Origin of the sequence: Nocardioides agariphilus (assembly GCF_015352445.1) — a bacterium.
Classification (GTDB): domain Bacteria; phylum Actinomycetota; class Actinomycetes; order Propionibacteriales; family Nocardioidaceae; genus Nocardioides; species Nocardioides agariphilus.
The window spans coordinates 113,689-138,082 of sequence record NZ_JADKPO010000011.1 but is presented as its reverse complement, the minus strand read 5'-3'; the positions used below and the strand labels follow the sequence as shown (position 1 = coordinate 138,082).

General features: G+C 69.5%; 33 protein-coding genes and 1 other RNA gene. 8 read left to right on the top strand and 26 right to left on the bottom strand.

Features of this window, described 5'->3' with window-relative positions; all coding sequences use genetic code 11:
* Positions 1 to 419 precede the first annotated feature (419 nt).
* The 7 genes from ISU10_RS10300 to clpS all read right to left on the bottom strand — a co-directional run bounded on the left by ISU10_RS10300 (position 420) and on the right by clpS (position 4,798).
* Complete coding sequence (locus ISU10_RS10300; RefSeq protein ID WP_194696307.1) at positions 420 to 1,526, bottom strand: DUF3152 domain-containing protein; 1,107 nt, start codon at positions 1,524 to 1,526, stop codon at positions 420 to 422.
* A gap of 41 nt (positions 1,527 to 1,567) precedes the next feature.
* Entirely contained in the window at positions 1,568 to 2,518 is a 951-nt protein-coding gene (locus ISU10_RS10295) for a PLP-dependent cysteine synthase family protein (RefSeq protein WP_194696306.1), read from the bottom strand.
* A complete protein-coding gene (locus tag ISU10_RS10290; protein WP_194696305.1) occupies positions 2,515 to 3,075 on the bottom strand; it encodes an NYN domain-containing protein in 561 nt (186 codons plus the stop codon). Before ISU10_RS10290 ends, ISU10_RS10295 begins: the two co-directional genes overlap by 4 nt.
* Positions 3,076 to 3,077: 2 nt before the next feature.
* Complete coding sequence (locus ISU10_RS10285; RefSeq protein WP_194696304.1) at positions 3,078 to 3,365, bottom strand: MoaD/ThiS family protein; 288 nt, start codon at positions 3,363 to 3,365, stop codon at positions 3,078 to 3,080.
* A 28-nt stretch (positions 3,366 to 3,393) separates the two neighbouring features.
* Positions 3,394 to 3,822: a M67 family metallopeptidase gene (locus ISU10_RS10280; RefSeq protein WP_194696303.1), complete on the bottom strand. Its 429-nt coding sequence runs from the start codon at positions 3,820 to 3,822 to the stop codon at positions 3,394 to 3,396.
* A gap of 83 nt (positions 3,823 to 3,905) precedes the next feature.
* Positions 3,906 to 4,490, bottom strand: coding sequence for a DUF2017 domain-containing protein (locus ISU10_RS10275; RefSeq protein WP_194696302.1), 585 nt, complete (start codon positions 4,488 to 4,490; stop codon positions 3,906 to 3,908).
* Positions 4,490 to 4,798: an ATP-dependent Clp protease adapter ClpS gene (clpS, locus tag ISU10_RS10270; RefSeq protein WP_194696301.1), complete on the bottom strand. Its 309-nt coding sequence runs from the start codon at positions 4,796 to 4,798 to the stop codon at positions 4,490 to 4,492. Before clpS ends, ISU10_RS10275 begins: the two co-directional genes overlap by 1 nt.
* On the opposite strand from clpS, the gene ISU10_RS10265 reads away from it, so the two are divergent.
* The 3 genes from ISU10_RS10265 to ISU10_RS10255 are packed head-to-tail and all read left to right on the top strand — an operon-like array spanning position 4,797 to position 7,519.
* Complete coding sequence (locus tag ISU10_RS10265) at positions 4,797 to 6,137, top strand: nicotinate phosphoribosyltransferase (RefSeq protein ID WP_194696300.1); 1,341 nt, start codon at positions 4,797 to 4,799, stop codon at positions 6,135 to 6,137. The genes clpS and ISU10_RS10265 overlap by 2 nt on opposite strands.
* A 5-nt stretch (positions 6,138 to 6,142) precedes the next feature.
* Positions 6,143 to 6,922: an alpha/beta hydrolase gene (locus ISU10_RS10260; RefSeq protein ID WP_194696299.1), complete on the top strand. Its 780-nt coding sequence runs from the start codon at positions 6,143 to 6,145 to the stop codon at positions 6,920 to 6,922.
* A 21-nt stretch (positions 6,923 to 6,943) separates the two neighbouring features.
* Entirely contained in the window at positions 6,944 to 7,519 is a 576-nt protein-coding gene (locus ISU10_RS10255) for an isochorismatase family protein (protein WP_194696298.1), read from the top strand.
* Positions 7,520 to 7,534: 15 nt separating this feature from the next.
* Here ISU10_RS10255 and ISU10_RS10250 read toward each other — a convergent pair whose 3' ends face one another.
* The 3 genes from ISU10_RS10250 to hppD form a co-directional block, all read right to left on the bottom strand.
* Positions 7,535 to 7,945, bottom strand: a complete 411-nt coding sequence (locus ISU10_RS10250; RefSeq protein ID WP_370865095.1) for a nuclear transport factor 2 family protein — start codon at positions 7,943 to 7,945, stop codon at positions 7,535 to 7,537.
* Between the two features lie 64 nt (positions 7,946 to 8,009).
* Complete coding sequence (locus ISU10_RS10245; RefSeq protein ID WP_194696296.1) at positions 8,010 to 8,549, bottom strand: DUF1697 domain-containing protein; 540 nt, start codon at positions 8,547 to 8,549, stop codon at positions 8,010 to 8,012.
* A 33-nt stretch (positions 8,550 to 8,582) separates the two neighbouring features.
* The gene (hppD, locus tag ISU10_RS10240) at positions 8,583 to 9,809 is read right to left on the bottom strand and encodes a 4-hydroxyphenylpyruvate dioxygenase (RefSeq protein WP_194696295.1); all 1,227 of its coding nucleotides are present in this window, start codon (positions 9,807 to 9,809) and stop codon (positions 8,583 to 8,585) included.
* 83 nt (positions 9,810 to 9,892) lie between these two features.
* Here hppD and ISU10_RS10235 point away from each other — a divergent pair, with 83 nt between their 5' ends.
* Positions 9,893 to 10,429 (top strand): Lrp/AsnC family transcriptional regulator, encoded by a 537-nt coding sequence (locus ISU10_RS10235; protein ID WP_194696294.1) that lies wholly within the window; start codon positions 9,893 to 9,895, stop codon positions 10,427 to 10,429.
* Here ISU10_RS10235 and ISU10_RS10230 read toward each other — a convergent pair.
* From ISU10_RS10230 to ISU10_RS10205, 6 genes are all read right to left on the bottom strand, one after another.
* Positions 10,376 to 12,127, bottom strand: coding sequence for a DEAD/DEAH box helicase (locus tag ISU10_RS10230; protein WP_194696293.1), 1,752 nt, complete (start codon positions 12,125 to 12,127; stop codon positions 10,376 to 10,378). The two genes, ISU10_RS10235 and ISU10_RS10230, sit on opposite strands and share 54 nt — an antisense overlap.
* Positions 12,124 to 12,405: a DUF3039 domain-containing protein gene (locus ISU10_RS10225; RefSeq protein ID WP_194696292.1), complete on the bottom strand. Its 282-nt coding sequence runs from the start codon at positions 12,403 to 12,405 to the stop codon at positions 12,124 to 12,126. The genes ISU10_RS10230 and ISU10_RS10225 overlap by 4 nt, the downstream gene beginning before the upstream one ends.
* Positions 12,406 to 12,501: 96 nt before the next feature.
* Positions 12,502 to 13,059: a YqgE/AlgH family protein gene (locus ISU10_RS10220; protein ID WP_194696291.1), complete on the bottom strand. Its 558-nt coding sequence runs from the start codon at positions 13,057 to 13,059 to the stop codon at positions 12,502 to 12,504.
* Between the two features lie 55 nt (positions 13,060 to 13,114).
* A complete protein-coding gene (locus tag ISU10_RS10215; protein WP_194696290.1) occupies positions 13,115 to 14,113 on the bottom strand; it encodes a DUF3048 domain-containing protein in 999 nt (332 codons plus the stop codon).
* Between the two features lie 187 nt (positions 14,114 to 14,300).
* On the bottom strand, positions 14,301 to 15,056 hold the full coding sequence (gene fabG, locus ISU10_RS10210) for a 3-oxoacyl-ACP reductase FabG (protein ID WP_194696289.1): 756 nt from the start codon (positions 15,054 to 15,056) through the stop codon (positions 14,301 to 14,303).
* Between the two features lie 32 nt (positions 15,057 to 15,088).
* Complete coding sequence (locus ISU10_RS10205; protein ID WP_194696288.1) at positions 15,089 to 16,069, bottom strand: DMT family transporter; 981 nt, start codon at positions 16,067 to 16,069, stop codon at positions 15,089 to 15,091.
* 42 nt (positions 16,070 to 16,111) lie between these two features.
* On the opposite strand from ISU10_RS10205, the gene ISU10_RS10200 reads away from it, so the two are divergent.
* Positions 16,112 to 17,416, top strand: a complete 1,305-nt coding sequence (locus ISU10_RS10200; protein ID WP_194696287.1) for a ferredoxin reductase family protein — start codon at positions 16,112 to 16,114, stop codon at positions 17,414 to 17,416.
* Positions 17,417 to 17,418: 2 nt separating this feature from the next.
* Here ISU10_RS10200 and ISU10_RS10195 read toward each other — a convergent pair whose 3' ends face one another.
* The 5 genes from ISU10_RS10195 to ISU10_RS10175 all read right to left on the bottom strand — a co-directional run bounded on the left by ISU10_RS10195 (position 17,419) and on the right by ISU10_RS10175 (position 20,393).
* Complete coding sequence (locus ISU10_RS10195; protein ID WP_194696286.1) at positions 17,419 to 17,829, bottom strand: HIT family protein; 411 nt, start codon at positions 17,827 to 17,829, stop codon at positions 17,419 to 17,421.
* Between the two features lie 10 nt (positions 17,830 to 17,839).
* Positions 17,840 to 19,066 carry an RNA polymerase sigma factor gene (locus ISU10_RS10190; protein WP_194696285.1) on the bottom strand — a complete coding sequence of 409 codons (1,227 nt, stop codon included), beginning with the start codon at positions 19,064 to 19,066 and terminating at the stop codon, positions 17,840 to 17,842.
* A gap of 9 nt (positions 19,067 to 19,075) precedes the next feature.
* Positions 19,076 to 19,516, bottom strand: coding sequence for a YciI family protein (locus ISU10_RS10185; RefSeq protein WP_194696284.1), 441 nt, complete (start codon positions 19,514 to 19,516; stop codon positions 19,076 to 19,078).
* Positions 19,517 to 19,605: 89 nt separating this feature from the next.
* A complete protein-coding gene (locus tag ISU10_RS10180; protein ID WP_194696283.1) occupies positions 19,606 to 20,016 on the bottom strand; it encodes an ImmA/IrrE family metallo-endopeptidase in 411 nt (136 codons plus the stop codon).
* 44 nt (positions 20,017 to 20,060) lie between these two features.
* Entirely contained in the window at positions 20,061 to 20,393 is a 333-nt protein-coding gene (locus ISU10_RS10175) for a helix-turn-helix domain-containing protein (RefSeq protein ID WP_194696282.1), read from the bottom strand.
* Between the two features lie 76 nt (positions 20,394 to 20,469).
* On the opposite strand from ISU10_RS10175, the gene ISU10_RS10170 reads away from it, so the two are divergent.
* The 3 genes from ISU10_RS10170 to ISU10_RS10160 all read left to right on the top strand — a co-directional run bounded on the left by ISU10_RS10170 (position 20,470) and on the right by ISU10_RS10160 (position 21,415).
* Positions 20,470 to 20,709 (top strand): helix-turn-helix domain-containing protein, encoded by a 240-nt coding sequence (locus ISU10_RS10170; protein WP_194696281.1) that lies wholly within the window; start codon positions 20,470 to 20,472, stop codon positions 20,707 to 20,709.
* A 257-nt stretch (positions 20,710 to 20,966) separates the two neighbouring features.
* A complete protein-coding gene (locus tag ISU10_RS10165) occupies positions 20,967 to 21,239 on the top strand; it encodes a hypothetical protein (protein WP_194696280.1) in 273 nt (90 codons plus the stop codon).
* 5 nt (positions 21,240 to 21,244) lie between these two features.
* Positions 21,245 to 21,415, top strand: coding sequence for a hypothetical protein (locus ISU10_RS10160; RefSeq protein WP_194696279.1), 171 nt, complete (start codon positions 21,245 to 21,247; stop codon positions 21,413 to 21,415).
* Here the strand turns inward: ISU10_RS10160 and ISU10_RS10155 are convergent, their stop codons facing one another.
* From ISU10_RS10155 to smpB, 5 genes are all read right to left on the bottom strand, one after another.
* Positions 21,416 to 22,021: an SCO family protein gene (locus ISU10_RS10155; protein WP_194696316.1), complete on the bottom strand. Its 606-nt coding sequence runs from the start codon at positions 22,019 to 22,021 to the stop codon at positions 21,416 to 21,418.
* Positions 22,021 to 22,560 carry a TlpA family protein disulfide reductase gene (locus tag ISU10_RS10150; protein WP_194696278.1) on the bottom strand — a complete coding sequence of 180 codons (540 nt, stop codon included), beginning with the start codon at positions 22,558 to 22,560 and terminating at the stop codon, positions 22,021 to 22,023. Before ISU10_RS10150 ends, ISU10_RS10155 begins: the two co-directional genes overlap by 1 nt.
* Positions 22,561 to 22,589: 29 nt before the next feature.
* Positions 22,590 to 22,959: a transfer-messenger RNA gene (gene ssrA, locus ISU10_RS10145) on the bottom strand.
* A 23-nt stretch (positions 22,960 to 22,982) separates the two neighbouring features.
* The gene (locus ISU10_RS10140; protein WP_228500371.1) at positions 22,983 to 23,882 is read right to left on the bottom strand and encodes an amidohydrolase family protein; all 900 of its coding nucleotides are present in this window, start codon (positions 23,880 to 23,882) and stop codon (positions 22,983 to 22,985) included.
* A complete protein-coding gene (gene smpB / locus ISU10_RS10135) occupies positions 23,879 to 24,355 on the bottom strand; it encodes an SsrA-binding protein SmpB (protein ID WP_194696277.1) in 477 nt (158 codons plus the stop codon). The genes ISU10_RS10140 and smpB overlap by 4 nt, the downstream gene beginning before the upstream one ends.
* Positions 24,356 to 24,394 lie beyond the last annotated feature (39 nt).

Here is a 24,394-nt window from a genome sequence, read left to right as displayed (position 1 = left end):
ACGGCCACTGGCGATACCTGATCCTCACCCCCGGCAGCTACCTATGGACCAGCCCCCACGGCTACCACTACCTACGCGACCACACCGGCACCACCGATGTGTCCACCGACAAACAACGCCGCCGCCACCCACGCCGACACCCACCACCAGCAGCCTGAGACCACCAGCCTGACCCCTCGACCGCCGTACCCGCCCAAGAACCACCACGGGCGGGCTACCGGCACGCCCGGCCTGGTAACGAGTGAGGTTGCTAGCGCAACCTCCTCAACCAGCGACAGGGCTGCCGCTCACACCTCAACCAGCGGCAGGGCTTGCGCTCACGCCTCAACCAGCGACGGGGCTTCCGCTCGCACCTCAACCAGCGGCAGGGCTGCGCTCACGACTCAACCAGCCGCAACGTGCTCAAGCAGGCAGGAACCTCACCTGAACCAGAGCTCGCTGCCCAGTGGCCACGGGTTGTGGCGGCAGCCGTCGAGGCCCTTGGACTGCTGCATCATCACCGGGGCGAGCTTCCCGGGCCCGGGGCAGCCGAGGTGGCCGTGGCCGAGCCAGTGCCCGGTCTCGTGGTTGACCACCATGTTCCGGTAGTCGCGCAGGCTCTTGCTCGCGGCGTTCCAGGAGGTGGAGGCGTGCAGCCACCTGGTCTGGTTGATCACCACGTACCGACCTGCGCGACAGCTCCACTCGACGCTGCACACGCTGGAGAAGCCCGGCAGGGTGCTCGCCTCGGCCAGCACCAGCGAGAAGTCCGAGGGGCCCTTGACGCGCTTGAAGGCGACGCCCGCATTGCGCCAACCGCGCGGGTCGGCGTACGTCTGCGCCGCGAGGCGCGCAAAGGTCGCGACGCTGGCGGTGATGTGGCCGCGGGTCTCGATCCGGTAGGTGACGGTACGGCGCACCGGCACCCGGTAGCCGATGCGGTGGTCGGCGACGTCGGTGGCCCAGGCCAGCTCGTACCCGCGCTTCTTGACATAGACCCGGGCCTTGAGCCGCCGTCCCACGTCGGCGACGGCGGTCCGGTAGGTCTGGCTCGTCGCGCCGGGGATCGCGACCTGGCCGCGGTACCACTGGTAGCGGTAGCGCGTCGGCTCCTCGTTCCAGGTGCCCCGGGAGACCTTGAGGGTGTGGCCCCAGCGCAGGACGCCCGAGATGCGTACGCCGTGCAGGAGCCGCAGCTCGGCTCGCCGTGTCGGCGCGGTCTCAGCGGTCGTTGCCGTGCCGGTGTCGGACGCCGCGTCGGTTGCCGTGACCTGCACCGACAGGGGATGGTCGATGTCAGCGAGCGTCGGCACGTAGCTCTGGCTCGTCGCCCCGTCGATCGCGACGCCGGCTCGCAGCCACTGGTAGGTGTAGCCGACCGGCTCGGCGCTCCAGGTGCCCGGGTCGACCTGCACCGCCTCGCCGTACACCGGGTCGCCGCTCACCGACGGCGGCGTCAGGCTGACCAGCGGCTCGCGGGCCTCGGCCGGCACGGGCACGAGAAGGACGGCGAGGACCATGGCCGAGAACATCCATCGCAACAACACCCCGCAACCCTAAGGTCCGGCCGCGCGGAGCGAGCCCATCACTACGCCCAGAGCTGGCCCTCCAGGGCTTCCTCGGCCTCGTCGATGGTGCCCTCGTAGGCACCGGTGGAGAGGTACTTCCAGCCGCCGTCGCAGACGACGAACGCGATGTCGGCCCGCTCCCGGGCCTTGACCGCCTTGGCGGCCTGGGCGAGCGCGGCGTGGAGGATCGCGCCGGTCGAGACGCCGGCGAAGATGCCCTCGACCTCCAGCAGCTCGCGCACCCGGCGTACGGCGTCACGCGGGCCGACCGAGAACCGTGCGTCGATGAGCGTCTCGTCGTAGAGCTCGGGCACGAACCCCTCCTCGAGGTTGCGCAGGCCGTAGACCAGCTCGCCGTAGCGGGGCTCGGCGGCGACGATGCGCACCGAGGGCTGATGTTCACGGAAGAACCGGCCGACGCCCATCAGCGTCCCCGTCGTGCCGAGCCCGCCGACGAAGTGGGTCACCGACGGCAGGTCGGCGAGGATCTCGGGGCCGGTGCCCTCGTAGTGGGCGCGGGCGTTGGCCTGGTTGCCGTACTGGTAGAGCATCACCCAGTCGGGATGGGCCACGGAGATGTCCTTGGCCTGTCGCACGGCCTCGTTGGATCCTCCCGCGGCAGGTGAGGAGATGATCTCGGCGCCCCACATGCGCAGCAGCTGGCGCCGCTCCTCGGAGGTGTTCTCGGGCATCACGCACACCAGGCGGTAGCCGCGCAGCTTGGCGGCCATCGCCAGCGAGATGCCGGTGTTGCCCGAGGTCGGCTCGAGGATCGTGCAACCGGGTCGCAGCAGCCCCTGCCTCTCGGCATCGATGACCATCGCCAGCGCGGCGCGGTCCTTGATCGAGCCGGTCGGGTTGCGGTCCTCGAGCTTGGCCCACAGGCGCACGTCGGGGCTCGGCGAGAGCGTCGGCAGCCCGACCAGCGGGGTGTTGCCGACCGACGCGAGGAGGTCGTCGTAGCGCGTCATCGCAGGAAGCTCTCGGGGTCGAACTCGTCGAGCGGGATGATCCGCACGCGGGGCAGGGTGGTGTTGAAGGCGCCGACCTCGGTCTCGAGGTCGTGGATCCGGATGCCGAGCTCGGTGAACTGCCCGCTGGTGAACTCCGGGAAGGCGATCAGGCCGAGCCGACGATCCCCGACCTGGAGCCGGGCCATGTGGTCGGCGAAGTCGGCGTCGTGGCTGAGGAGCAGCACGTCCGCGTCGTCGTGCCCGGCCAGGGCCTCGAGCGTGCGCTGGATGCCGACGTCGACGACCTTCTGCCCCGGATCGCCGGACAGCGGGATGACGCGGTAGTCGAGCGCCAGCAGGGCCTGCACGAACGGGAGCGGCAGGTAGCCCTGAGAGGCGTTGATGAAGAAGAGCCCGGTGACGGGCTGGTCCCACAGGTCGGCGGCGAACTCGGTGACCCGGTCCCAACGCGGCCGCTCCTCGGGGTTGGGCCGGCGCTGGAGGATCGAGGTGCCGAGGGTGGCGTCGATGTTCTCGCCGTCGATGACGACGAAGGTACGGCGCCCGCCGGGCATGCTCAGCCTCCGGCGACCGCAGGGAGGACCACGACCTGGTCGCCGTCAGTGACCTCGGCGGCGAGGCCGCCGAGGAAGCGCACGTCCTCGTCGTTGAGGTAGACGTTGACGAACCTGCGCAGACCGACCTGGTTGTCGGGCCCGGCCTCGGTCAGCCGGTCCTTGATGCCGGGGTGGTGGGCCTCGAGGTCGTCGATGACGGCCGCCAGGGTGGCGCCGTCGGCGGTGACGGCCTTCTGCTCACCGGTGTAGGTGCGCAAGATGGTGGGGATCCGGACCTCGACGGCCATGGATGAACTCCTTGTCAGGGGGAAGGTGTCACGCGAGCTGGGGGACCACGACGACGTCCTCCTCGGACACCTGGCCGTCGACGATCCTGAACGACCTGAACTCGACAGGACCCTCGTTATTCCCGTGCTCACGGGTGCTGACGAGCACGTAGTGGGCTTGTGGCTCGCTGGCCAGCCCGATGTCGGTGCGGCTCGGGTAGGCCTCGGTCGCGGTGTGGGAGTGGTAGACGACGACCGGTTCCTCGTCTCGCGCCCACATGTCCTTATAGAGCGCGAGCAGCTCGGTCGAGTCGAACTCGTAGAAGGTCGGGCTGCCGGCTGCGTTGACCATCTCGACCAACCGCTCGGGCCGGTCGCTGCCCTCGGGTCCGGCGACGATGCCGCAGGCCTCGTCGGGGTGGTCCTTCTTGGCGTGGGCGATGATCGCGTCGTAGGTCGTCTGGTCGATGGTGAGCATGGCCCGCTCAGCCTACGGGCGGTGTCAGGACACGAACCTCGCGGCCTGCTCTCCGGACCGCGAGCCACGTCCACCGCGTCACCCTACGTCGACAGCGCGTCGACCAGGGTCTCCTGCAAGTAGCCCACCCAGAGGTAGATGTCGTGGGCCTGCCCACGCGGATCCTCGTCGGGCAGCGAGGCCCAGTAGCCCTCGTCGCCCTCCTGGACCTCGAGCCGGGTGGCGAGCGCCAGCCGGATGTCGGTGAAGGAACGCATCCAGGTCTCGGCGGTCGCCTCGTCGAGCTCGACGTCGATGACCAGGCCCTCCTCGGTCAGCTCCGGCGGCAGCCCCGCGTCCTCGAGCCCGTCGATGATCGCGATCGCGGCCTCGGCCTTGCCGTCGCGCAAGGTGGCCTCGGTGAACCTCCTGAAGTCGCCGGCAGCCTCGTCGTCGTCGGTGTATGCCGACGGGAAGAGCCTGGCGAGCACCGGGTCGTCGGGCACCTCGGTCGGCCCGGAGAAGTCGAGCAGCGCCTCGAGGGGGTCGCTGGTCTGTTGGGGCATCGCCCGCTCGTTACGGAGCAGCTCGACGAGCTGCGAGGCCAGCGAGCGCAGCAGGTCGGCCTCGAACCCGGAGAAGTTGGCGATGACCAGGCGGCTCTTGCGATGACGGGCGAACCCTGACATCACTGCCTCTCCATGGTCGCCCACAGGCCGTACTCGTGCATCGCCTGGACGTCGCGCTCCATCTCCTCGCGAGACCCGTGGCTGACCACCGACTTGCCGTCGTTGTGAACCTCGAGCATCAGCTTCTCGGCCTTCTTCTTCTCGTAGCCGAAGTACGTGGTGAACACGTAGGTGACGTAGGACATCAGGTTCACCGGGTCGTTCCACACGATCGTCACCCACGGAGTGGCCAGCAGCGTGATGTCGTCGCTCTCGGGGGAGACGGTGGGGTCGACCTCGACCGGACTTGCTGCCGACACGTTCTCCATGTTGGCACACCAGCGGTCCTACCCTCGTACCGTGACGTCCACGGCGCTGCTCACCGACCACTACGAGCTGACCATGGTCCAGGCAGCGCTGGGCAGCGGGACCGCCCACCGCCGCTCGGTCTTCGAGCTGTTCCCCCGCCGGCTGCCCGAGGGACGTCGGTACGGCGTGGTGGCAGGGGTCGGCCGGGCTCTCGACGCCATCGAGCAGTTCCGCTTCGACGATGCGGCGATCGCCCTGCTCGACGGCGTGGTCAACGACCAGACGCGGGACTTCCTCGCGTCCTACCGCTTCTCCGGTGACGTGTGGGGCTACCCCGAGGGCGAGGCCTACTTCCCCTACTCGCCACTCGTCATCGTGGAGGGCACCTTCGCCGAGGCGGTCGTCCTCGAGACCCTGCTGCTCTCGATCTACAACCACGACTCCGCGATCGCCTCGGCGGCCTCACGGATGACGATGGCCGCCGGGGATCGCCCGTGCATCGAGATGGGCTCGCGCCGCACGCACGAGGAAGCAGCCGTGGCGAGCGCGCGGGCGGCGTACCTCGCTGGCTTCGCCAGCACCTCCAACCTCGCTGCTCGACAGAGGTACGGCGTGCCGAGCGCGGGCACCAGCGCTCACAGCTTCACGCTGCTGCACGACACCGAGGCTGATGCCTTCCGCGCCCAGGTGACCTCGCTGGGCAGCGGCACCACGCTGCTCGTCGACACCTACGACGTCCGGGAGGCCGTGCAGGCGGCTGTCGAGATCGCCGGCCCTGGTCTCGGCGCGGTCCGGCTCGACTCGGGAGACCTCGGCGTGCTCGCTCACCGCGTGCGCAAGCAGCTCGACGACCTCGGCGCCACCAAGACCCGGATCCTGGTGACCAGCGACCTCGACGAGTACGCCATCGCGGCCCTCGCCGCAGCCCCCGTCGACGGCTTCGGCGTCGGCACCCAGCTGGTCACCGGCAGCGGGCACCCCACGTGCGGGTTCGTCTACAAGCTCGTGGCCCGCGAGGACGACGGGGGGCAGATGGTCTCGGTGGCCAAGAAGAGCGTCGACAAGATCTCGATCGGGGGCCGCAAGTTCGCGATGCGCCGCCTCGACGCGCACGGTGTCGCCGAGGCCGAGGTCGTCGGCGTCGGGACCCCGCCGGACAACGACGGCAACGACCGCTCCCTGCTCGTGGAGCTGGTGCGCGACGGCGCGGTCGTCGGACGCGAGCCGCTGGCCGAGGCCCGCTCCCGGCACGCCGCCGTGCGCGCCGAGCTGCCCTGGTCGGTCCAGCAGATGTCGAAGGGAGAGCCTGTCATCCCGACGGTCCACGTCGGCAACGTGGAAGGCCCCGTGCGAGGCTGAGTGACATGGCTCTGATCACCTGCGACTTCTTCTCCGAGGTCCTCGAGGTCGGCTGCTCGATGACCGTCGTGCTCCCGCAGCCCACGGAGGAGCAGATCGGGGTCGAGGGCTCCCCCGGTGAAGAGGCGATCCCCCGCACCGACTTCCCCGTGCTCTACCTGCTGCACGGGCTGTCCGACGACCACACCGCGTGGGTGCGCTACACGTCCCTGGAGCGGTATGCCGCCGCCGCTGGCCTGGCCGTCGTGATGCCGGCCGTCAACCGCAGCTTCTACGCCAACGAGCGCAACGGCGGGCGCTACTGGGACTACGTCGCCGAGGAGCTGCCACAGATCGTGGGCAACTTCTTCCGTGTCTCGCAGGACCCTGCCCAGACCTACGTCGCCGGGCTGAGCATGGGCGGGTACGGCGCCATGAAGCTGGCCCTGACCCATCCCGACCGCTTCGCGGCGGCGGCCACCCTCTCCGGAGCCCTCGACCTCGACGAGCTCTCGTCGCGGCCCGACCGGGTCGAGATGTTCCACCGGATCTTCGGCGCCTCCATCCCCGACGACGCCGACCTCTTCAAGCTCCTCGACCGGGCCGATGCCGCGTCGCTCCCCCGGATCCACGTCTCGACGGGCACCGAGGACGCGCCCGCCCTGGTCGAGGGGAACCGCCGCTTCGCCGCTGACCTCCTGTCCAAGGGTGCCGACGTCACGAGTGACTTCCGTCCGGGCGAGCACGTCTGGCAGCTGTGGGACGACCTGCTGCCCCAGGTGATCGCGTGGATGCTCGGTCGATAGGCCAGTAGATACCCTCGGCCCATGAAACGGGCCCTGCTGGTCGTCGACGTGCAGAACGACTTCTGCGAAGGCGGCTCGCTGCCGGTCGCCGGCGGCGCCGAGGTGGCCCATGACATCGCAAGGCTCCTGCAGCGCTGGCTGGACAAGACGCCCGACTCCCCGGCGTACGACGTGGTGGTGGCCTCCAAGGACCATCACCTCGACCCGGGCGAGCACTGGGCCCACGAGCCCGACTACGTCGACAGCTGGCCGGTGCACTGCAAGGTCGGCAGCGACGGCGAGGCGTTCCACCCCAACCTCGATCCGCAGCCCTTCGACGCGATCTTCCTCAAGGGCGAGCACCAGGCGGCCTACTCGGCGTTCGAGGGACGCACGACCGGCGGGACCGGCCTGGGCGAGTGGCTGCGTGCCCACGAGATCGAGGAGGTCGACATCTGCGGCATCGCGACCGACCACTGCGTGCGCGCCTCCGCGATCGATGCGGTCGCAGAGGGCTTCACCACGTCGGTCCTGCTCGACCTGTGCGCCGGCGTCGCCCCCGAGACGACGGCCGCGGCGCTGGAGCAGATGCGAACGGCCGGCGTCACCGTCGAGTGAGGTTACCGACGGCAGTCAGCTGACGCTGTCGCTGTTGCCCTCGTCGGCGAGGACCAGCTCGATCATCGGCACCATCGCGCTCATCAAGGCCTCCAGGGCCGAGTGTGGGCGCACCATGACGCGGAAGTCGTCGACCAGACCGTGCTCGTCGAGCCGGAGGATGTCGACGCCCTCGACCTGGCGGTTCCCGACCTTGGCCTCGAAGAGCATCACCATGCCGCGCCCGCTCTCCTCGATGAAGGTGCGCTGGTAGCGGAAGTCCTGGAAGACCCGGGAGACAGCCGTGAGCAGCACCATCGTGGCGCGCTTGCCCTGGTAGGGCTCGAACACCGCCGGGCTGCGGAACACGACGTCGTCGGCGAGCATCTGGCCGGCCGTCTGCACGTCGCCGCGCTCCAGCGCCGCCTGGAAGACCTCAGGTGTCACTGCTCTCATCCCCTCGAACTCGACCGCAGAAGGGCAGTGTGCCCTGCCACGGCTCGTGCGGCGGCTATTTGCCCCACTTGTCCGCGAGTGTCCGGACGACGTTGAGGTTGCGGTTGGTCGCCACTCCCAGCAGCTTCTCGACGGTGGCGTTGTTGAGCTTGCTCCTTGCTGACGGCGTGACGACCAGCAGATGGGCGCCGCGACCGCGGACCGCGGCCAGGTCCTCTCCGTGGTCGAGCTCGTGGAGCCTCTTCACATCATCCGCCCTCGGCGTCTCCTTGAGCAGCGAGACGTAGTGAGCACCGGTGCCGTGATGCCGCTTGGCCACCTCGTCCGCGTCGGCGGCGATCTGCTTGAGCTCGCTGGGGGTCATCACGATCGTCGGCACCTCGAACCCCGCGTGCTTGCGGAACGCCTTCTCCAACGCGTCCTCGACCTTGGCCCGGGAGCGCAGTGACGAGTCGAAGCGCACGTTGCCGGTGTTGATGTAGGTCTCGACGTCGGTGAAGCCGCAGTCTTCGACGGCCTCCACGATCTTGGCCTTCGAGAACTTGCGGGTCGGGCCGAGGTTGATGGCGCGCAGGAAGGCGACGTACGTGGGCACCGTCACATCTTGCCCGGCGGCACCGGCGGAGGCTCACAGGTTGCCGCGGAGGTCCTGCTCACGCTCGATCGCCTCGAACAGGGCCTTGAAGTTGCCCTTGCCGAAACCGAGCGAGCCGTGCCGCTCGATCAGCTCGAAGAACACGGTGGGGCGGTCGCCCAGCGGCTTGGTGAAGATCTGCAGGAGGTAGCCGTCCTCGTCGCGGTCCACCAGGATCCCGCGCTTCTGCAGCTCCTCGATCGGCACGCGCACGTTGCCGATGCGGGCCCTCAGCTCGGGGTCCTCGTAGTAGGAGTCGGGGGTGTTGAGGAACTCCACGCCATTGGCGCGCAGCGCGTCGACCGAGGCGAGGATGTCGTTGGTCGCGACGGCGAGGTGCTGGGCGCCGGCGCCTCGGTAGAACTCGAGGTACTCGTCGATCTGCGACTTCCGCTTCGCGATCGCCGGCTCGTTGAGCGGGAACTTCACGCGATGGTTGCCGTTGGCGACGACCTTGCTCATCAGCGCGGAGTAGTCAGTGGCGATGTCGTCCCCGATGAACTCCGCCATGTTCACGAAGCCCATCACCCGGTTGTAGAAGCCGACCCACTCGTCCATGTGACCGAGCTCGACGTTGCCGACGATGTGGTCGAGCGCCTGGAAGAGCCGCTTGGGCTGACCGGGCCTGGCCTCGTAGGTGGAGCTGACCGCGACGTACCCGGGCAGGTAGGGGCCGTCGTACCGGCTGCGGTCGACCAGGGTGTGGATGGTCTCGCCGTAGGTCGCGATGGCGGCGATCCGCACGGTGCCGTGCTCGTCGGTGACGTCCTCTGCCTCGCGCACGACGCGCGCTCCGGCCTTGCGGGCCTGGGCGATGCAGCGGTCGACGTCAGGCACCTCGAGGGCGATGTCGGTGACGCCGTCGCCGTGCTTGCGGTGATGCTCGACCAGCGGGCTGTCGGGGTCGACGGCGCCGTTGAGGACGAATCGGATCGAGCCCGAGCGCAGCACGAACGACTTGTGGTCGCGGTTGCCGTGCTCCGGACCGCTGTAGGCCTCGAGCCGCATGCCCCACGCCGACTGGTAGTAGTGGGCGGCCTGGGTGGCGTTGCCGACGCAGAACACGATGGCGTCCCAGCCGGTGACCGGGAAGACATCGCCGTCCTCGTCGTACTCGACCAGGCCGACCAGCTGCTTGAGCTGGTCGACGGTCAAGTCGGCCTTGAGCTCGTCCTCGGTGAGGGCGCCTCCCGTGCTGGGCGTCTCGTGGGTCGTTGTCATGCCGCCCACCCTCCCCTGCACAGTGCAGAGTGTGCAACAGTACGACGAAACTCTAGGCAACTTGTCTACTGACGGAGGTCATCATGGACGCTCTCGATGTCAAGGTGATCGACGTGTTCGCCTCCGAGCCGCGCATCGGCGTGCTCGAGGCCTCCCGTCGCCTCGGCGTCGCTCGGGGAACCGTGCAGGCCCGCCTCGACAAGCTCGCGACCTCCGGCGTCGTCACGGGCTGGGGACCCGACCTGTCCCCCGAGGCGCTCGGCTACCCCGTCACGGCGTTCTTGACCCTCGAGATCCGCCAGGGCGCGGGCCACGAGACCGTGGCGGCTCACCTGGCGGCGATCCCCGAAGTACTCGAGGCGTTCACCATCACCGGCGTCGGCGACATGTGGGCTCGCGTCGTCGCTCGCTCCAACGCCGACCTCCAGCGCGTCATCGACCAGGTGCTCGGCCATGAGGGCATCGAGCGGTCGACGACCGTCATCGCCCTCGCCACCCAGATCCCGTTCCGCATGCTCCCGCTGGTGCGATCCTCACTCCCGCCTGAGCGAGATGGCGACTCGCGCTCAGGACGTGCGGCGAGCAGCCATCTCGCGCAGGCGGTCGATGCGATCACGTAGCTGGGCCGCGGTGGCGACCGCGGCGGCCGGGCCGCCGCACTCCTTGCGCAGCTCGGCGTGGGTGACGCCGTGGGGCTGGCCGGTGCGGTGGTGCCATGCGGCGACCAGGCCGTTGAGCTCACGGCGGAGCACGGCGAGCTGCTCGTAGGCCGTCACCTGCTCCGCGCCACCCTCGTCGGCCGCGACCGGACGCCGGGAGGCCTGGCGCTGGTGCAGCAGGGCGCGTACCTGGTCGGGCTCGAGCAGTCCCGGGATGCCGAGGAAGTCCATCTCCTCCTCGGAGCCGACGTGCACCTCCCCCTCGTGCCCGAACGTCGCGCCGTCGAAGAGCACCTGGTCGAAGCGTGCCTGTGACCCCAGCGCCTCGAAGGAGCCCCGACCGTCTGCCAGGTCGTCGGAGGCACCCTCGCCCGCCTCCGCGCGCGCGAGCAGCGCGGCCTCGGCGTCCATCAGGTCCTCGTCGGACTCGATGCGCCGGCCCAGCACGTGGTCGCGCTGGCGCTCCAGCTCGGCCGCGAAGCCCAGCAGAGTGGGCACCGAGGGCAAGAAGACCGACGCGGTCTCCCCACGGTTGCGCGCGCGGACGAAGCGTCCGACCGCCTGGGCGAAGAACAGTGGCGTCGAGGTCGTGGTCGCATAGACGCCGACCGCGAGGCGGGGGACGTCGACGCCCTCGGAGACCATCCGGACCGCGACCATCCACCGGGCATCGGAGTCGGCGAACTTCGAGATCTTCGATGACGCGAGCTTCTCGTCCGAGAGCACCACGACGGGGGCCTCCCGCGCGATCTTCTTGAGCAGGGCCGCGTAGGCGCGGGCAGAGTCCTGGTCGGTGGCGATCACCAGGCCGCCCGCGTCGGGCACGTGCCGGCGTACCTCTGAGAGCCGCTTGTCGGCCGCCGCCAAGACGGCGGGCATCCAGGCACCCGCCGGGTCGAGCGCGGTGCGCAGTGCCTGCGCGTTGAGGTCGTTGGTCAGCGGTTCGCCGAGCCGGGCCGCGATCTCGTCGCCGGCGCGCGTGCGCCACTGCATCTCGCCGGAGTACGCCATGAACAGCACCGGTCGTACGACGTGGTCGGCCAGGGCGTGCTCGTAGCCGTAGGTGAAGTCGGCTCGCGACCTGGGTACGCCGTCGTCCCCGGGGTCGTAGGTCACGAAAGGGATCGGGTTGACATCAGATCGAAACGGCGTGCCGGTCAGGCCCAGCCGCCGGGTCGCCGGCTGGAACGCCTCACGGACGCCCTCACCCCACGACAGGGCGTCGCCCGCATGGTGCACCTCGTCGAGAATGACCAGGGTCTTGAAGTTGTCGGTGCGGATCCGCATCGCCAGTGGGTTGACCGCCACCCCGGCGTAGGTCACCGCGATGCCGACGTAGTCCTTGGAGGTCTTGCCCTTGCCGGCGGCGTACGTCGGGTCGACGGGGATGCCCGCACGCGCGGCCGCCTCGGCCCACTGGCGCTTGAGGTGCTCGGTGGGAGCGACGATCGTGATGCGGTCGACGATGCGTCGACCGAGCAGCTCGGCGGCGACCGAGAGCGCGAAGGTCGTCTTCCCGGCGCCGGGCGTGGCGACAGCGAGGTAGTCCTTGGGAGACCGGGCGAAGTAGTCGGCCATGGCGGCCGTCTGCCAGGCACGCAGGGACGTCGCGGTCCCCCACGCTGCTCGCTCGGGCCAGGCGGGTCCGAGCGAGGTCACTCTGTGGAGCCACCCCCACCCGGGCTGCCGGGCCCGTCGTCGTTGAGGGACTCCCAGATCTCCTTGCAGTCGGGGCAGACCGGGAACTTCTCCGGTGCCCGGCTGGGCACCCAGACCTTGCCGCACAGGGCCACCACGGGGGTGCCCATGACCATGGCCTCGGTGAGCTTGTCCTTCTCGACGTAGTGGGAGAAGCGCTCGTGGTCGCCCTCGTCGGTGGGGACGGTACGGCGGTCCTCCTCGACGGACGTGGAGGTCGAGAAGCCGATCGTGGTCACCGGTTCACCCTACGTCCGCAGCCGGGACTCTCGCCGCATCGCCACCCAGGACGTCATACGAAGTGGTCGCCATAGCGACCACTTCGTATGACGTCCTCAGTTGAGGTCGGGGTCGACAGGACGGGTGGAGTGCCAGGCGAGCTCGCCCGGCTGGCGGCGGAGCACGTCGCGCCACAGGCCGTCGGTGTCGCCGCGGAAGCAGTCGGGCGGGATCGAGGGGACGACGTACCAGCTGCCCTCCTCCACCTCGCTCTCGAGCTGACCCGAGCCCCAGCCGGCGTACCCGGCGTAGATCCGCAGGCCCTCCAGGCTGCCGTCGACCAGCTCGACCGGGGTGTCGAGGTCGATCACGCCCAGGTCGTCAGCCACCTCTCGGAACCCGACCGGTGCGTCGTCGACCGAGCGCAGGCGTCCGACGGCCAGGGCACCCTCGGTCGACACCGGGCCTCCCTCGAAGAGCACCTCGGGCTCGGCGACCACGTCGGCCCACGCCTCGAGCACCTCGGCGACCGGCACGGTCGAGGGCCGGTTGAGCACCACGCCGAGGGCGCCGTTCTCGTCGGCGTCGAGGAGCAGGACGACCGTCTCTGCGAAGTTCGGGTCGAGCAGGACCGGGGTCGCCACCAGGAGCTGCCCCGCCCGCAGATCAGCCATGCGGCCAAGTCTGCCTCATGGGTCCGCCGGGAGGAGGTGGCAGAAGACCGGCCGGCTACTTCTGCCAGGTGACGTTGCGCGGCCCGGCCGGGACCAGCTCGATCCAGGTGTGGCCGGCCGGAAGCGTCAAGGTCTGGCCCTTGAAGTCGAGGCTGAGCGTCGAGGTCAGGGAGTCCTTGTGCCACGTGGCCCGGATGACGCGGCCGTTGTGGAACAGCCAGGCCTGACCCTGTCCTTCGAACTTGGTCTCGGGCACCTTGTTGCCGGCCGGGTCGAGGTAGCCGGCGTCTCCGACCTGGACCTGCAGCGCGAGCACGGTGTCGGCGGGGAACTGGTCGTCGGGAGCGGCGTTGGAGTTGGTGTTGACGTAGTGGTCGCCGTCGAACTCCCACTGGGTCGAGTGACCACCGGAGAAGGACGCCGCGAGCGTCGTGGCCTTCTTGCCCTTCGGCAGGTCGCTGCCGTCGCCCCACGGGAGGTAGTCGGCCGGACGCACAGCCTTCTGCTTGAAGGACTTGGCGGTGTCGTTGAGGTGCACCATCAGGTTGTAGGGAGCATTCCGGGAGCTGTCGCGGTACATCCCCGGACCGCCCTCCTGGATGAACGGGATGCCGGCGTCGCTGATCCGCCGGATCGTGACATCCGCGGCGCCGCTGGTCACGACCGTCGCGTGCTCGCTCGGCACGATGCCGATGTCGCTGGCGCGCATCGACCGCACGGGTCCGGCGTTGTCGGGGATCTGGGAGTAGAAGAACACCGCCAGGCGGGTCAGTCCGCCCTCGACGAGCTCCTCCACCACCAGGTCGGCCTCGCCCAGCCCGGCCTGGGGCGAGGCGGACACCGTGTTGTCGATCTTGGTGACCAGGATCGGGTGCTTCTTGGCGGCGGTCTCACCGTCGGCCACCTGGATGCCGGTCAGCGGCCAGGTGTCAGGGACGACCTCTTCTTCCTGCTCGGCAGGCGTGAACGCCTCGCTGGGATCGGCCTGCGGAGCGTCGGACTTGTCGCCGCCGCCACCGCACGAAGTCAGGCTCGCGGCGGTGAGGGTCGCCACCACGAGCAGGGCAAGGGGGCGCGGGACTCTGCGGAGGTGGAGAGGACGCACAGGGGGTACTCCGATCAGGGGCAGATCTGCGAATCTGCTCCATTGTGGTTGTCTTTCAAAACGGAACCGCGCAGGAGCGCCGCCTCGGCGCGTCGAGCACCGTCGAGGGCTCTGACGGGCCGCGGAGGAACAGGGCTCAGACGAGCGTGGCGCCGCCGTCGACGTACAGCACCTGTCCGGTGACGTACGACGCCTCGTCGCTGCACAAGAACGCCGCGACGGCAGCGATGTCCTCCGGGAAGCCGACCCGACGCACCGGATTGCGGTCGGCGGCCGCTTGGCGGAAGTCCTCCACGCTCATGCCGACCCGAGCTGCGGTGGCGTCGGTCATGTCGGTCGCGATGAAGCCGGGGGCGACCGCGTTGACGTTGACGCCGTAGGGGCCGAGCTCGATGGCGAGCGTGCGGGTGAAGCCCTGGATGCCCATCTTGGCCGCCGCGTAGTTGGCCTGGCCGCGGTTGCCGAGAGCGCTGACGCTGGACAGGTTGACGATCTTGCCGAGCTTCTGCCCGACGAAGACCCGCTGCGCGGCCCGGCTCATCAAGAACGCACCTCGCAGGTGGACGTTCATGACGGTGTCCCAGTCGTCGTCAGTCATCTTGAACAGCAGGTTGTCGCGCGTCACACCGGCGTTGTTGACCAGCACGTGCAGGCCGCCGAGCTCCTCGACGACGCGCGCGACCGCGGAGTCGGCGGACTCGGTGTTGCCGACATCGCACGACAGGCCCAGGTGCCCTTCGCCGAGCCGGCCGGCGGCGTCTCGCGCCGCGGTCTCGTCGAGGTCGAGGACGGCGACCTTGGCGCCCTCCTCGGCGAAGCGCTGCGCGGTCGCGAAGCCGATGCCACGGGCTGCTCCGGTGACCACCGCGACCCGTCCGTCGAACCGGCCCATCTCGTCCTGCCTTCCGTTCGCTGGCCCCCGTCTCAGCCCGCCACTCTAGGACGGCCAGGGTCCGGGTCGGCCACGGGCCCAGCACCCACAGGGTGCCTCTCGCGGGCGGTGCCTGCGATCGCGGCCACGACCAGGACGATGCCGAGCACGCCCAGCGCCGTCAGCCGCTCCCCCAAGAAGGCCGCAGCGGCGACCGCAGCGGTCACCGGCTCGCACAACGTGGCCACCACGGCCGCGCTGCTGCTCGTCGTGCGCAGACCGGCGTACAGCAGCGCGTAGGCGAGAGCGAAGGTGAGGGCGCCGAGGTAGAGCAAGGTCAGCAACGCCACCGGGTCGGACGTGGTCAGCGGGCCACCCGTCAGCAGCGCCACCGGCACGAGTCCGCAGGCCCCGACGGACGTCGCTGCCGTGGTCAGCACGAGCGGGGCGGTGGAGCGGGCGAGCGGCTCGCCGACCGCGGTGGCGATGGCGTACGCCGATCCCGAGGCGAGCGCAGCCAGCACGCCCAGCACGGGGTGCGGCCCGGTCTCCCCCAGCCCGGCCGTGCCGGTGACCAGGACCAACCCCGCGAGTGCCGCGAACACCGTGAGGGCCTCGACCAGGTCCGGCCCCCGGCGCCTCTGGACGGCGTCGCGGATCGTGAGGGCGAGTGGTGCGACCCCGAGGCTGACGACGGTCGACACGGTGACGCCGACCCAGACGACGGAGGCGAAGTAGAGCGCCTGGTAGGCAGCGGTGGCCAGCCCGACGAAGACCGTCGGTCCCGGACGGGCGGCGAGCAGACGGCGTACGGCGGCCAGCTGGCGGGTCAGCACGCACGCGACGACGAGGACGATCGCGGCGATGGTGGTCCGGTAGGCGCTGATGGTGGTGGCCGACAGATCTGCGTGGTCGCGGATCACCTGGACGGCGAGACCGCCGGTGCCCCAGAGCACGCCGGCGACACAGATCTGGAGGAGGCCGGCGTGTGGCACCAGACGCGAGGACCGGCCGGACCTGAGAGACGTAGGCATGACCCGTCGATATTGGCAGAGCGATCCTGGCAGAGTGCGCCCATGCGACCGGCGCTGATGGCAGAGCGCGTCCTCGTGGTCGCAGTGGCAGCACATCTGGTGTTGGTCGAGATCATCTTCTTCTCGGCAGGAAGCGGCCGCAACGACCTCCTCACGCTCGCCGAGTTCTTCGGGCTCCACGTGGCCGCCGTGATGATGGTGCAGGTGGCCCTGGTCGCCAGGCTGCCATGGCTGGACCGCCGGCTGGGCATGGACCGACTCACCGCCTGGCACCGCTGGGTGGGCATCGCCCTGGCCTGGATGATCGCCTGCCACGCGACGTTCGTGCTGCTGGGCTTCGCCCGTCTCGATGACGCGACGGTGCCTGCGACGTTCTGGAGCCTGGCGGGCGTGACCGCATCTCTTCTCGGCATGTGCGCCGCCGCGACCGTCGTCGTCGTGGTGCTGGTCTCCACCAGGTGGGCTCGGGCGCGGTTGCCCTACGAGGTCTTCCGCTACGTGCACCTGCTGCTGTACGTCGCGATCGGGCTCGCGCTGGTCCACCAGGCACTGGAGGGCACGTCGTTCGACGCGCCGCTCGCGGCGGCGTACTGGTGGACGATGTGGACCCTGGTGCTCGGGTCCCTGCTGTACTTCCGGGCGGTTGTGCCGGTCCGTCGCAACCTGCGCCACCGCTTCCGTGTCGCCGAGGTGAGGCCGGAGTCCGACGACGTCGTCTCGGTGTTCGTGACCGGCAGTGACCTCCACCTGCTACCGGGACAGGCGGGCCAGTTCGGCATCTGGCGGTTCCCCGGTCACTTCGGGTGGTGGCAGGCGAACCCCTTCTCGCTGTCTGCTGCGCCCGACGGTCGGCGTCTGCGCCTGACTGCCAAGGCCGTGGGAGCCACCAGTGCCGGACTGCGTCAGCTACCGATCGGCACGCGCGTGTTCATCGAGGGACCGTACGGCGCGTTCACGCGACTCCAGCAGGTGACGGGCAAGGTGCTGCTGATCGCCGGCGGCATCGGCATCACGCCGCTCCGCGCGCTCCTCGAGGAGCTCTCCGGCGACGTCATCCTCATCTATCGGGTCAGCAGTGCCGCCGACGCCGTCCTGCTCGGCGAGCTGCGCGAGCTGTCGGCCGAGCGAGGGACCGACCTGCGGCTGCTGGCGGGACCGTCGGGCGAGGGCGACCCACCGATCCCCCGCTTCGACGCGGCCAGCCTGGCGGCGATGGTGCCCGACGTCGTCGATCGCGACGTCTACGTCTGTGGTCCCCCACCCATGACACAGGCCGTGGTGGATGCCCTGCGAGAGCTCGGAGTGCCGCGTGCCCAGGTGCACCACGAGAGGTTCGGTCTCGGCTGAGATCAAGGCAGGGCTGCGCGCACCCTGTGGGCGTAGTCAGCCAACTCGGCGTCGTCGACGTACTTCGTGCGGGGCCAGAAGAACCCGCGCAAGCCATCGCCCTTGGTGCGCGGGACGACGTGAAGGTGGAGATGGGCGACGGACTGGCTGACCACGTTGTTCATCGCCACGAACGAGCCCTGGGCGCCCAGCCCGTTCACCATCGCCGTGGCCAGCCGCTGGGCGTGGGCCACGAACCCATCTCGTAGCGGAGCCGGCAGGTCGGGCAGCGTGACCACGTGCTCGCGCGGGACCAGGAGCACGTGGCCCTTGAAGACCGGCCGGATGTCGAGGAACCCGACGAAGTCGTCGTCCTCGAGCACTCGTGCGCTCTCGGTCTCACCTGAGGCGATCGAGCAGAACAGGCAGGTCACGGTGGCCACGCTAGCCAGCGGGGTGGGTGAGCCGAGCGAGCTCTCGCGACAGGTGGTCTCGCTCGCGCAGGTCGGAGGTGAGGCGCGCCGCGGTGCGGAGATCGTCGCGTGCGCCGGCCAGGTCACCGGCGAGCTCGCGCAGGTGGGCGCGTACGGCGAGCAGTCGCGGATGGTCTGCGAGCCCGGCCTCGACCTCGGCCACGACCTCGAGCCCAGCCGCCGGTCCCTCAGCCATGCCGACAGCGACCGCCCGGTTGAGGGTGACGAGCGGGTTGCCGGTCACCTTCTCGAGCAGGTCGTAGAGGGCGGCGATGTGCAGCCAGTTGGTCTGGGCGGCGGTCTCGGCGCGGTCGTGCAGTGCGGCGATGGCTGCTTGCAGCTGGTAGTCGCCGACCGGCCCGGTGCCGACCACGCCGTCGAGCAGGGTCGTGCCCTCGGCCACTGCGGCGCGGTCCCATCGGGAGCGGTCCTGGTCGGCCAGCGAGACGAACCGACCCTCGTCGTCGATGCGCGACGGTCGGCGTGCCTCGACCAGCAGCATCAGGGCCAGCAGGCCGGAGGCCTCGGCGTGGGTGGGGACAGCGCCGTGCACCAGCCGCGCGAGACGGATGGCCTCGCGCGAGAGCTCCGCGCGCTGGGCGTCGTCGCGCGCGGCGCCGGAGTAGCCCTCGTTGAACATCAGGTAGAGCACCCGGAGCACGGTCGGGAGCCGGGCAGCCTGCTCCTCGGGGCCAGGGATCTCGAAGCGGGCACCTGCCCGCCGGATCGTCTGCTTGGCACGTGAGATGCGCTGGGCCATCGTCGCCTCGGTCACCAAGAAGGCGGCCGCGATCTCGGCGGTGGTCAGGCCGCCGACGGCGCGCAGGGTGAGGGCAATGGCGCTGACTGGCGTCAAGGACTCGTGGCAGGCCAAGAACAGCAAGGCAAGGCTGTCGTCGTGGCCCGAGACCTCACGGTCGTCGGACTCCTCCAGGGCTACGCGCTGTTGCCGCGCACGACGGGAGGACTCACTGCGGTAGGAGTCGATGAGCTTGCGCGACGCGGTCTGCAGCAGCCAGGCCCGAGGGTTGGCTGGGATGCCCTCGGCCGGCCAGTGGAGGTAGGCCGCGACCAAGGCTTCCTGGACGGCGTCCTCGGCGCCGTCGAAGTCGTCGTAGCGACGTCCGAGCACGCCGAGGACCTGCGGCGCCAGGCTGCGCAGCAGGTCCTCGAAGCGGGCTTGGCTCACCGAGGTCATGGCCCTGGCTCACACGCCCCGAGCCGAGTCGAGGTAGTCGAGCATCCCCGCCGCGTCGCCGGGGCCCTCGTCCATCACCTGGCGGACGTGGATCGGCTGCTGGGTCGGCACGCCGCCCTTGCCCGGCACGGCAGAGATCAGGGCGGCGATCTCGAGGGCGCGGGCCTCGTCGGCGACCTCGACGACCTGGAAGCCGGCCAGCCACTCCTTGAACTCCTGGAAGGGACCGTCGGTCACGACGGGCGCACCGGCGCCGTCGCCGCGCACGAGCTTGGCCCGGTCGGGACCCACCAAGATGGTCGACTCGACCAGCTCACCGCTGGCGACGAGCTGACGCATCAGCACGCCGTAGTAATCGAGGTGAGCGGTCACCTCGGCCTCGGTCCACTCCTCCATGGGGGTCGGGTCGACGCCGGGCTCGAACGTCGTGCCGAGGAGGTACTTGGGCATGTCATCTCACTTTCGTCGGGGCGCCGGTTGGCGCTGTCTGTGAAGGGACGGAGCCGTGCGTTGATCCTCGACATGACCCCTCGAACCTCTCATGCGACGGACCCGGGTGGCTCCCCGCGCTTGAGCCACCACCGGCGCCAGCCCTCGATGAGGCGCGGCGTGACCGCGAGCTCGATCGCCAGGGCTGCGGTCTCGGGTCCGACGCGTGCCTCGGCCGCGGAGTAGTCGGCGGGAGTGATGAGCAGGGCCGCGGCGTACTCCCAGGCACGCTGCTCGTTGGCCGGAGTCGAGCAGCTGTGGCCGAGGAAGGCGTGACCGAGCTCGTGGGCCAGGCACGCCAGGGCCTGGGTCCCGGTGAGGCGTGAGTTGAGCACGATCGTGTTGGTGAGCCGCCGGAACTCCCCTCGCCGCGTCTCACCGAGGTCGCGCCACTCGACCTGGACGCCCAGATCGGCGCAGTGCTGGAAGAGCTCGTCGAGACGATCCCGGGTGCTGGCCATCAGGTGGCAGAGCGTGTCACGCCCCGCCGACAGGCGGTCGTGAGTCAGGCGTTCTCGGCAAGGCCCTGCTCGGCCTCGATGGGGTGCGGCTCGTCGTAGGCCGCCAGGGCAAGGCCGAGGTCACCGACGCGGTCCTCCGCCTCCCCCATGACCTCTCGCGGCCGGATCCGCAGCGCCTCGCAGATCGCGAACAGCTCGGCCAGGTCGATGACGGCCTGGCCGCGCAGCAGCAGGTAGAGCTGACTTCGCGAGATGGTGGGAATCGCCTTCGCGAGCCCGTGCACCGACCGGACGGGCGAGCTGGCGAGGTGGCTGTTGAGCACGTCGACGACCGCCAGGCTCAGCGGAGTCTGCTCGGAGCGGGGGCCGGCTCTCACAGGGGTGGAGCGTACACAGCCTGAGACTGGTGCACCTACTTGCACTAGTCCACATTCCTGGATATATGGTCCATCCATGAACATGGATCCCGGGACATGGTCAACGAGGGTCGCGGTCGTCATCGGGGCCGAGATGGCTGCTCGACGCTTGACGCCCGCTGCGCTCGCCGAGGTCCTCGGGGTCACCGAGCCCACCGTTCGCAAGCGCCTCGACGGTGAGATCGCGCTCGACCTCGTCGAGGTCGAGCGCATCGCCGCCTGGCTCGGCACCACACCTTCCGAGCTGCTCGCCCGTGCGGGAGGGCATGCCTCGTGAGGCCCCATCACCTATCACCCAAGGAGAGTTCTTTGCACCGTCATCAACGACCAGCAGCATCACGGGTCTGGCTCGGGACACTCATCGTGAGCCTCGCGCTCTCGTTGATGTTCGCAGGCAGCAGTCCTGCTTCTGCCGAGGCAGGTCAGCAGCGCACCGCTCCCGCCCCGGCGCCGCGGGCATCGATCGATCCCGTCGCGCCGTCATGCGCCGCGGCGACTTCCCGCGAGGCTGTCGCACGCTGTCAGGCTCGCCTCGTGCCGAAGCTCTCCGAGGGAGGCTGCGGCTTCCTGCAACGGTGCCTCTACTTCAGTCGCAGCGAGCAGCTGATCATCCTGGCCGGCGGTGGCGCCGCGATCGTGACGGTGATCTGCGGGGTGACTGCCCTGCTGGGCTGCGCCGCCGCAGCCGGGCTGGTCGCGGCCGTACTCCAGTGGCTGAGCAACCGCGGTGGCGCGTGCCCTAAGAGCAAGCCGAGATTGAAGTGGCGATACTTCCCGACACCAGCCGTTCAGGGCTGCGTGGCCTGATGGCGATGAGCGCACCCATGCGACGCATGCTGGCCGGCAGCGCAGCCATGCTGTGCATCGCCGTGGCCATCGGCGCTAGCGCGGGCGACGGCGTCGGTCTGATTGCTGCCCTGGCCTCGGCCGTGGCCGTGGGCAGCGGGATCGTGATGCTGGGATATCTCTGGTCGCATCGGTGATCACCCGAGCAGCGTCGCGAAGTCGGTCGCGAACTCGTGCGGGGAGGTCTCCTGACCCCAGAACACCGGCGCCGTACCGTCGCGGTCCAGGCCGATGACATAGGTGCCGTGGGAGTTGGGATCGACCCGGCCATCGGGGTCGGCGGAGCCGACGTCGACGAAGACCCCCAACGACTTGGCGACCTCCGCGATATCGGTGAGGCTTCCGGTCAGCCCCGCGAACGACTCGTCGAAGTGGTCCAGGTAGCGCCGCATCACCGCAGGAGAGTCACGTTCGGGATCCGAGGTGACGAACTCCAGCTTCACCTGGGCGCGTTCATCAGGGTCGAGGCGCTGCAACGCGGAGGCCACCGATGCCAGCACCGTCGGGCAGATGTCCGGACAGTGGGTGTAGCCGAAGAAGACGAGCGTCAGGCGCGTGTCGAGGTCATCGTGCAACGAGAACGGCTGACCGTCCTCGTCGGTCAACGGCGTGCTCGAAGCCGTGAAGGGCGGATCGACCCGGGTGCCGGTGAATGCCGCTGACGAGCTGGGTCCACCGCAACCGGACGTCAGCACGAGCACCACCACCAGCAGTGGAGCCACAGTGATCGGGCGGCGCAGCATCACGATGTGGTCCGCGCCAGTCGCAGGCCCGTGTCGATGTCGTCCGCCGTCTCGAACGGCCCGACGTGCACGGCGACGGCGTCACCGTCGACCAGGATGACCGACGACGGCACCTGGTTCATCGGGATGGCCCCGTCCAGGGCGACCATCAGGTCAGCTGCGGAGTCCAGGTAGTTCGGGTAGGTCACGCCCGCCGTCTGCAGGCTGTCCTCCGCGAACGATGCGCGAGCATCGCGTGAGATCCCGACGACGGTGGTGCCGGCCGCACTGACCGACTGGAGCAACGAAAGCTCCTTCTTGCACGGCACGCAGTAGCTCGCCCAGATGTTGACCAGTACCACCCCGTCGGTGGTGCTGAGCGTGGCTCCCGTTGTCGGGATCGGGTCGCCGAGGGGCAGCTGCACGTGCCTGGGCTTGATCTGTGTCCAGCCCAGCACGACGGTGTCATCGCGACCGTCGGTGCTGGAGTCCGCTGCTCTGCAGGAGGCCAGGGCCAGGGCGCAGGCGACCGCCACAAGAGTCGCCAGCCACCTGAGCACGGCCAAACGGTACCTACCCCGAGGGAGCATGGTGGAGCTGGCGGGAATCGAACCCGCGTCCTCGAGCGTCGAACCAGGTCTTCTCCGGGTGCAGTCAGCGTTGGCGTTTTCTCGGCCCCGGCGCTCGCGCTGACGCGTCGCCGACAGGCCCAGTCAGGAAAAAGTCCCGGTCACGTCTCCTGACAGCTCGTGACCAGCAAGTCTCCTAGATGAGGCCAGGATCCGGGACGGAGACAGATGCCCGGTCTGACCCTTCGATCACCGCTCAGGCGGCGAGAGCGAAGTTACTGCGCTTAGCGTTGGCAGTTATTGGTTTCCAGCGGTCGTTTACGAGATGACGCTGGCTCCTCGACCCGCTTCCCCTGGAACTAACGTCCCAAGTCGAAACCGATCAGCCCCTCTTGAGTTGTGAAGTAGTCAGTCTAAGGGGCTAGGCGGCGAGCCGACGAACCGAAGAGACGAACACCGTTGTCCCAACACACCGCACGAAGCCAGGATTCCCCCAGGCCCAGCCGCTCCAGCGACTCCAGCTGGTGCACGTAGGCGTAGGGGATCGAGGGGAAGTCGGTGCCGAGCAGCACCTTGTCCTGCAGGTCCACCAACCGCGGCAACAGCTCCCTGGGATAGAGCGACATCTGCTCGAAGAAGTCGGTGAACACCATCGTGGTGTCGAGATGGACGTGCTCGTAGGTCTCGGCGAGCGTCAGGAACTCGGCGTACTCCGGGGCGCCCAGGTGCGCGACCACCAGGCACAACCGCGGCCAGCGACGCAGCACCCGGGCCAGCGAGCCCGGCCCGGTGAACTCGTTGGGCACCGGACCGGAGCCGGCATGCACCACGATCGGCGTGCCGCTGTGCTCGAGCACCGCCCACACGTCGTCGAGCAGCGGGTCGTCGAGGCGGAAATCACCGACCTGCACATGGACCTTGAACACCTCGACGCCAGCCGCGACCAGCTCGCCGACGTAGGTCGCGGCGTCGGGCTCGGGATAGAAGGTCGCCGACCAGATCGACTCGGGGACGTCGTGGGCGAACCGGGCCGCCCAGTCGTTGAGGTACCTCGCCACGCCCGGCTTGTGCGCGTAGGGCAGCGCCGAGAACCGGCGCACGCCGAGGTCGCGCAGCAACGCGACGCGCTCCTCGACACTGCCGCGGTAGCGGATCGGCCACTCCCGCCCGATCGCCGGGCCGGCCAGGTCGAACTGCGCCCAGACGGCGCGCTGGATGTTGTCGGGCAGGAAGTGCACGTGCACGTCGACCAGACCCGGGAGCCCGAGCCGGTGCCAGAAGGCCCGGGTGGCCTCGACGGGCTCGTCGATCAATCCATGCCCTTGAGCCGGCGACCGAGCGCCTGCTCCTTCTCGCGGTCGGCCTGGCGCTCGGCCAGCGCGTGGCGCTTGTCCCAGGTCTTCTTGCCCTTGGCGAGCGCGATCTCGACCTTGGCCCGGCCGTCCTTGAAGTACAAGGAGACGGGCACGATCGTGAAGCCCTTCTCGTTGACCTTGCGCTCGATCTTCTCCAGCTCGTCGCGGTTGAGCAGCAGCTTGCGCTTGCGACGCGCGGAGTGGTTGGTCCAGGTGCCTTGGGTGTACTCCGGGATGTGCACGCCGTGCAGCCAGGCCTCGTGATCCTCGATGTCGACGAACCCGTCGACCAGGGAGGCTCGTCCTTGCCGCAGCGACTTCACCTCGGTGCCGACCAGCACCAGCCCCGCCTCGTAGGTGTCCTCGAGATGGTAGTCGTGGCGCGCGCGACGGTTCGACGCGACGACCTTCTGACCCTTTTCCCGTGGCACCCGAGCATCCTCCCAAACGCAGCCAACCGCTGGTCGAGG

Coding starts and splice junctions, on each gene's coding strand:
- ISU10_RS10280 (WP_194696303.1), bottom strand. CDS start 3,822: ATGCTCACCATCGACCAGACGACCTACGACGCGATCATCGCCCACGCC.
- ISU10_RS10255 (WP_194696298.1), top strand. CDS start 6,944: ATGAAACGGGCCCTGCTGGTCGTCGACGTGCAGAACGACTTCTGCGAA.
- ISU10_RS10180 (WP_194696283.1), bottom strand. CDS start 20,016: ATGGCCAGCACCCGGGATCGTCTCGACGAGCTCTTCCAGCACTGCGCC.
- ISU10_RS10295 (WP_194696306.1), bottom strand. CDS start 2,518: ATGACGCGCTACGACGACCTCCTCGCGTCGGTCGGCAACACCCCGCTG.
- ISU10_RS10265 (WP_194696300.1), top strand. CDS start 4,797: ATGTTGGCACACCAGCGGTCCTACCCTCGTACCGTGACGTCCACGGCG.
- hppD (WP_194696295.1), bottom strand. CDS start 9,809: ATGACAACGACCCACGAGACGCCCAGCACGGGAGGCGCCCTCACCGAG.
- clpS (WP_194696301.1), bottom strand. CDS start 4,798: ATGGAGAACGTGTCGGCAGCAAGTCCGGTCGAGGTCGACCCCACCGTC.
- ISU10_RS10160 (WP_194696279.1), top strand. CDS start 21,245: ATGAGCGCACCCATGCGACGCATGCTGGCCGGCAGCGCAGCCATGCTG.
- ISU10_RS10235 (WP_194696294.1), top strand. CDS start 9,893: ATGGACGCTCTCGATGTCAAGGTGATCGACGTGTTCGCCTCCGAGCCG.
- ISU10_RS10155 (WP_194696316.1), bottom strand. CDS start 22,021: ATGCTGCGCCGCCCGATCACTGTGGCTCCACTGCTGGTGGTGGTGCTC.
- ISU10_RS10220 (WP_194696291.1), bottom strand. CDS start 13,059: ATGGCTGATCTGCGGGCGGGGCAGCTCCTGGTGGCGACCCCGGTCCTG.
- ISU10_RS10260 (WP_194696299.1), top strand. CDS start 6,143: ATGGCTCTGATCACCTGCGACTTCTTCTCCGAGGTCCTCGAGGTCGGC.
- ISU10_RS10185 (WP_194696284.1), bottom strand. CDS start 19,516: ATGCCCAAGTACCTCCTCGGCACGACGTTCGAGCCCGGCGTCGACCCG.
- ISU10_RS10190 (WP_194696285.1), bottom strand. CDS start 19,066: ATGACCTCGGTGAGCCAAGCCCGCTTCGAGGACCTGCTGCGCAGCCTG.
- ISU10_RS10275 (WP_194696302.1), bottom strand. CDS start 4,490: ATGTCAGGGTTCGCCCGTCATCGCAAGAGCCGCCTGGTCATCGCCAAC.
- fabG (WP_194696289.1), bottom strand. CDS start 15,056: ATGGGCCGGTTCGACGGACGGGTCGCGGTGGTCACCGGAGCAGCCCGT.
- ISU10_RS10200 (WP_194696287.1), top strand. CDS start 16,112: ATGCGACCGGCGCTGATGGCAGAGCGCGTCCTCGTGGTCGCAGTGGCA.
- ISU10_RS10205 (WP_194696288.1), bottom strand. CDS start 16,069: ATGCCTACGTCTCTCAGGTCCGGCCGGTCCTCGCGTCTGGTGCCACAC.
- ISU10_RS10170 (WP_194696281.1), top strand. CDS start 20,470: ATGAACATGGATCCCGGGACATGGTCAACGAGGGTCGCGGTCGTCATC.
- ISU10_RS10290 (WP_194696305.1), bottom strand. CDS start 3,075: ATGCCCGGCGGGCGCCGTACCTTCGTCGTCATCGACGGCGAGAACATC.
- ISU10_RS10285 (WP_194696304.1), bottom strand. CDS start 3,365: ATGGCCGTCGAGGTCCGGATCCCCACCATCTTGCGCACCTACACCGGT.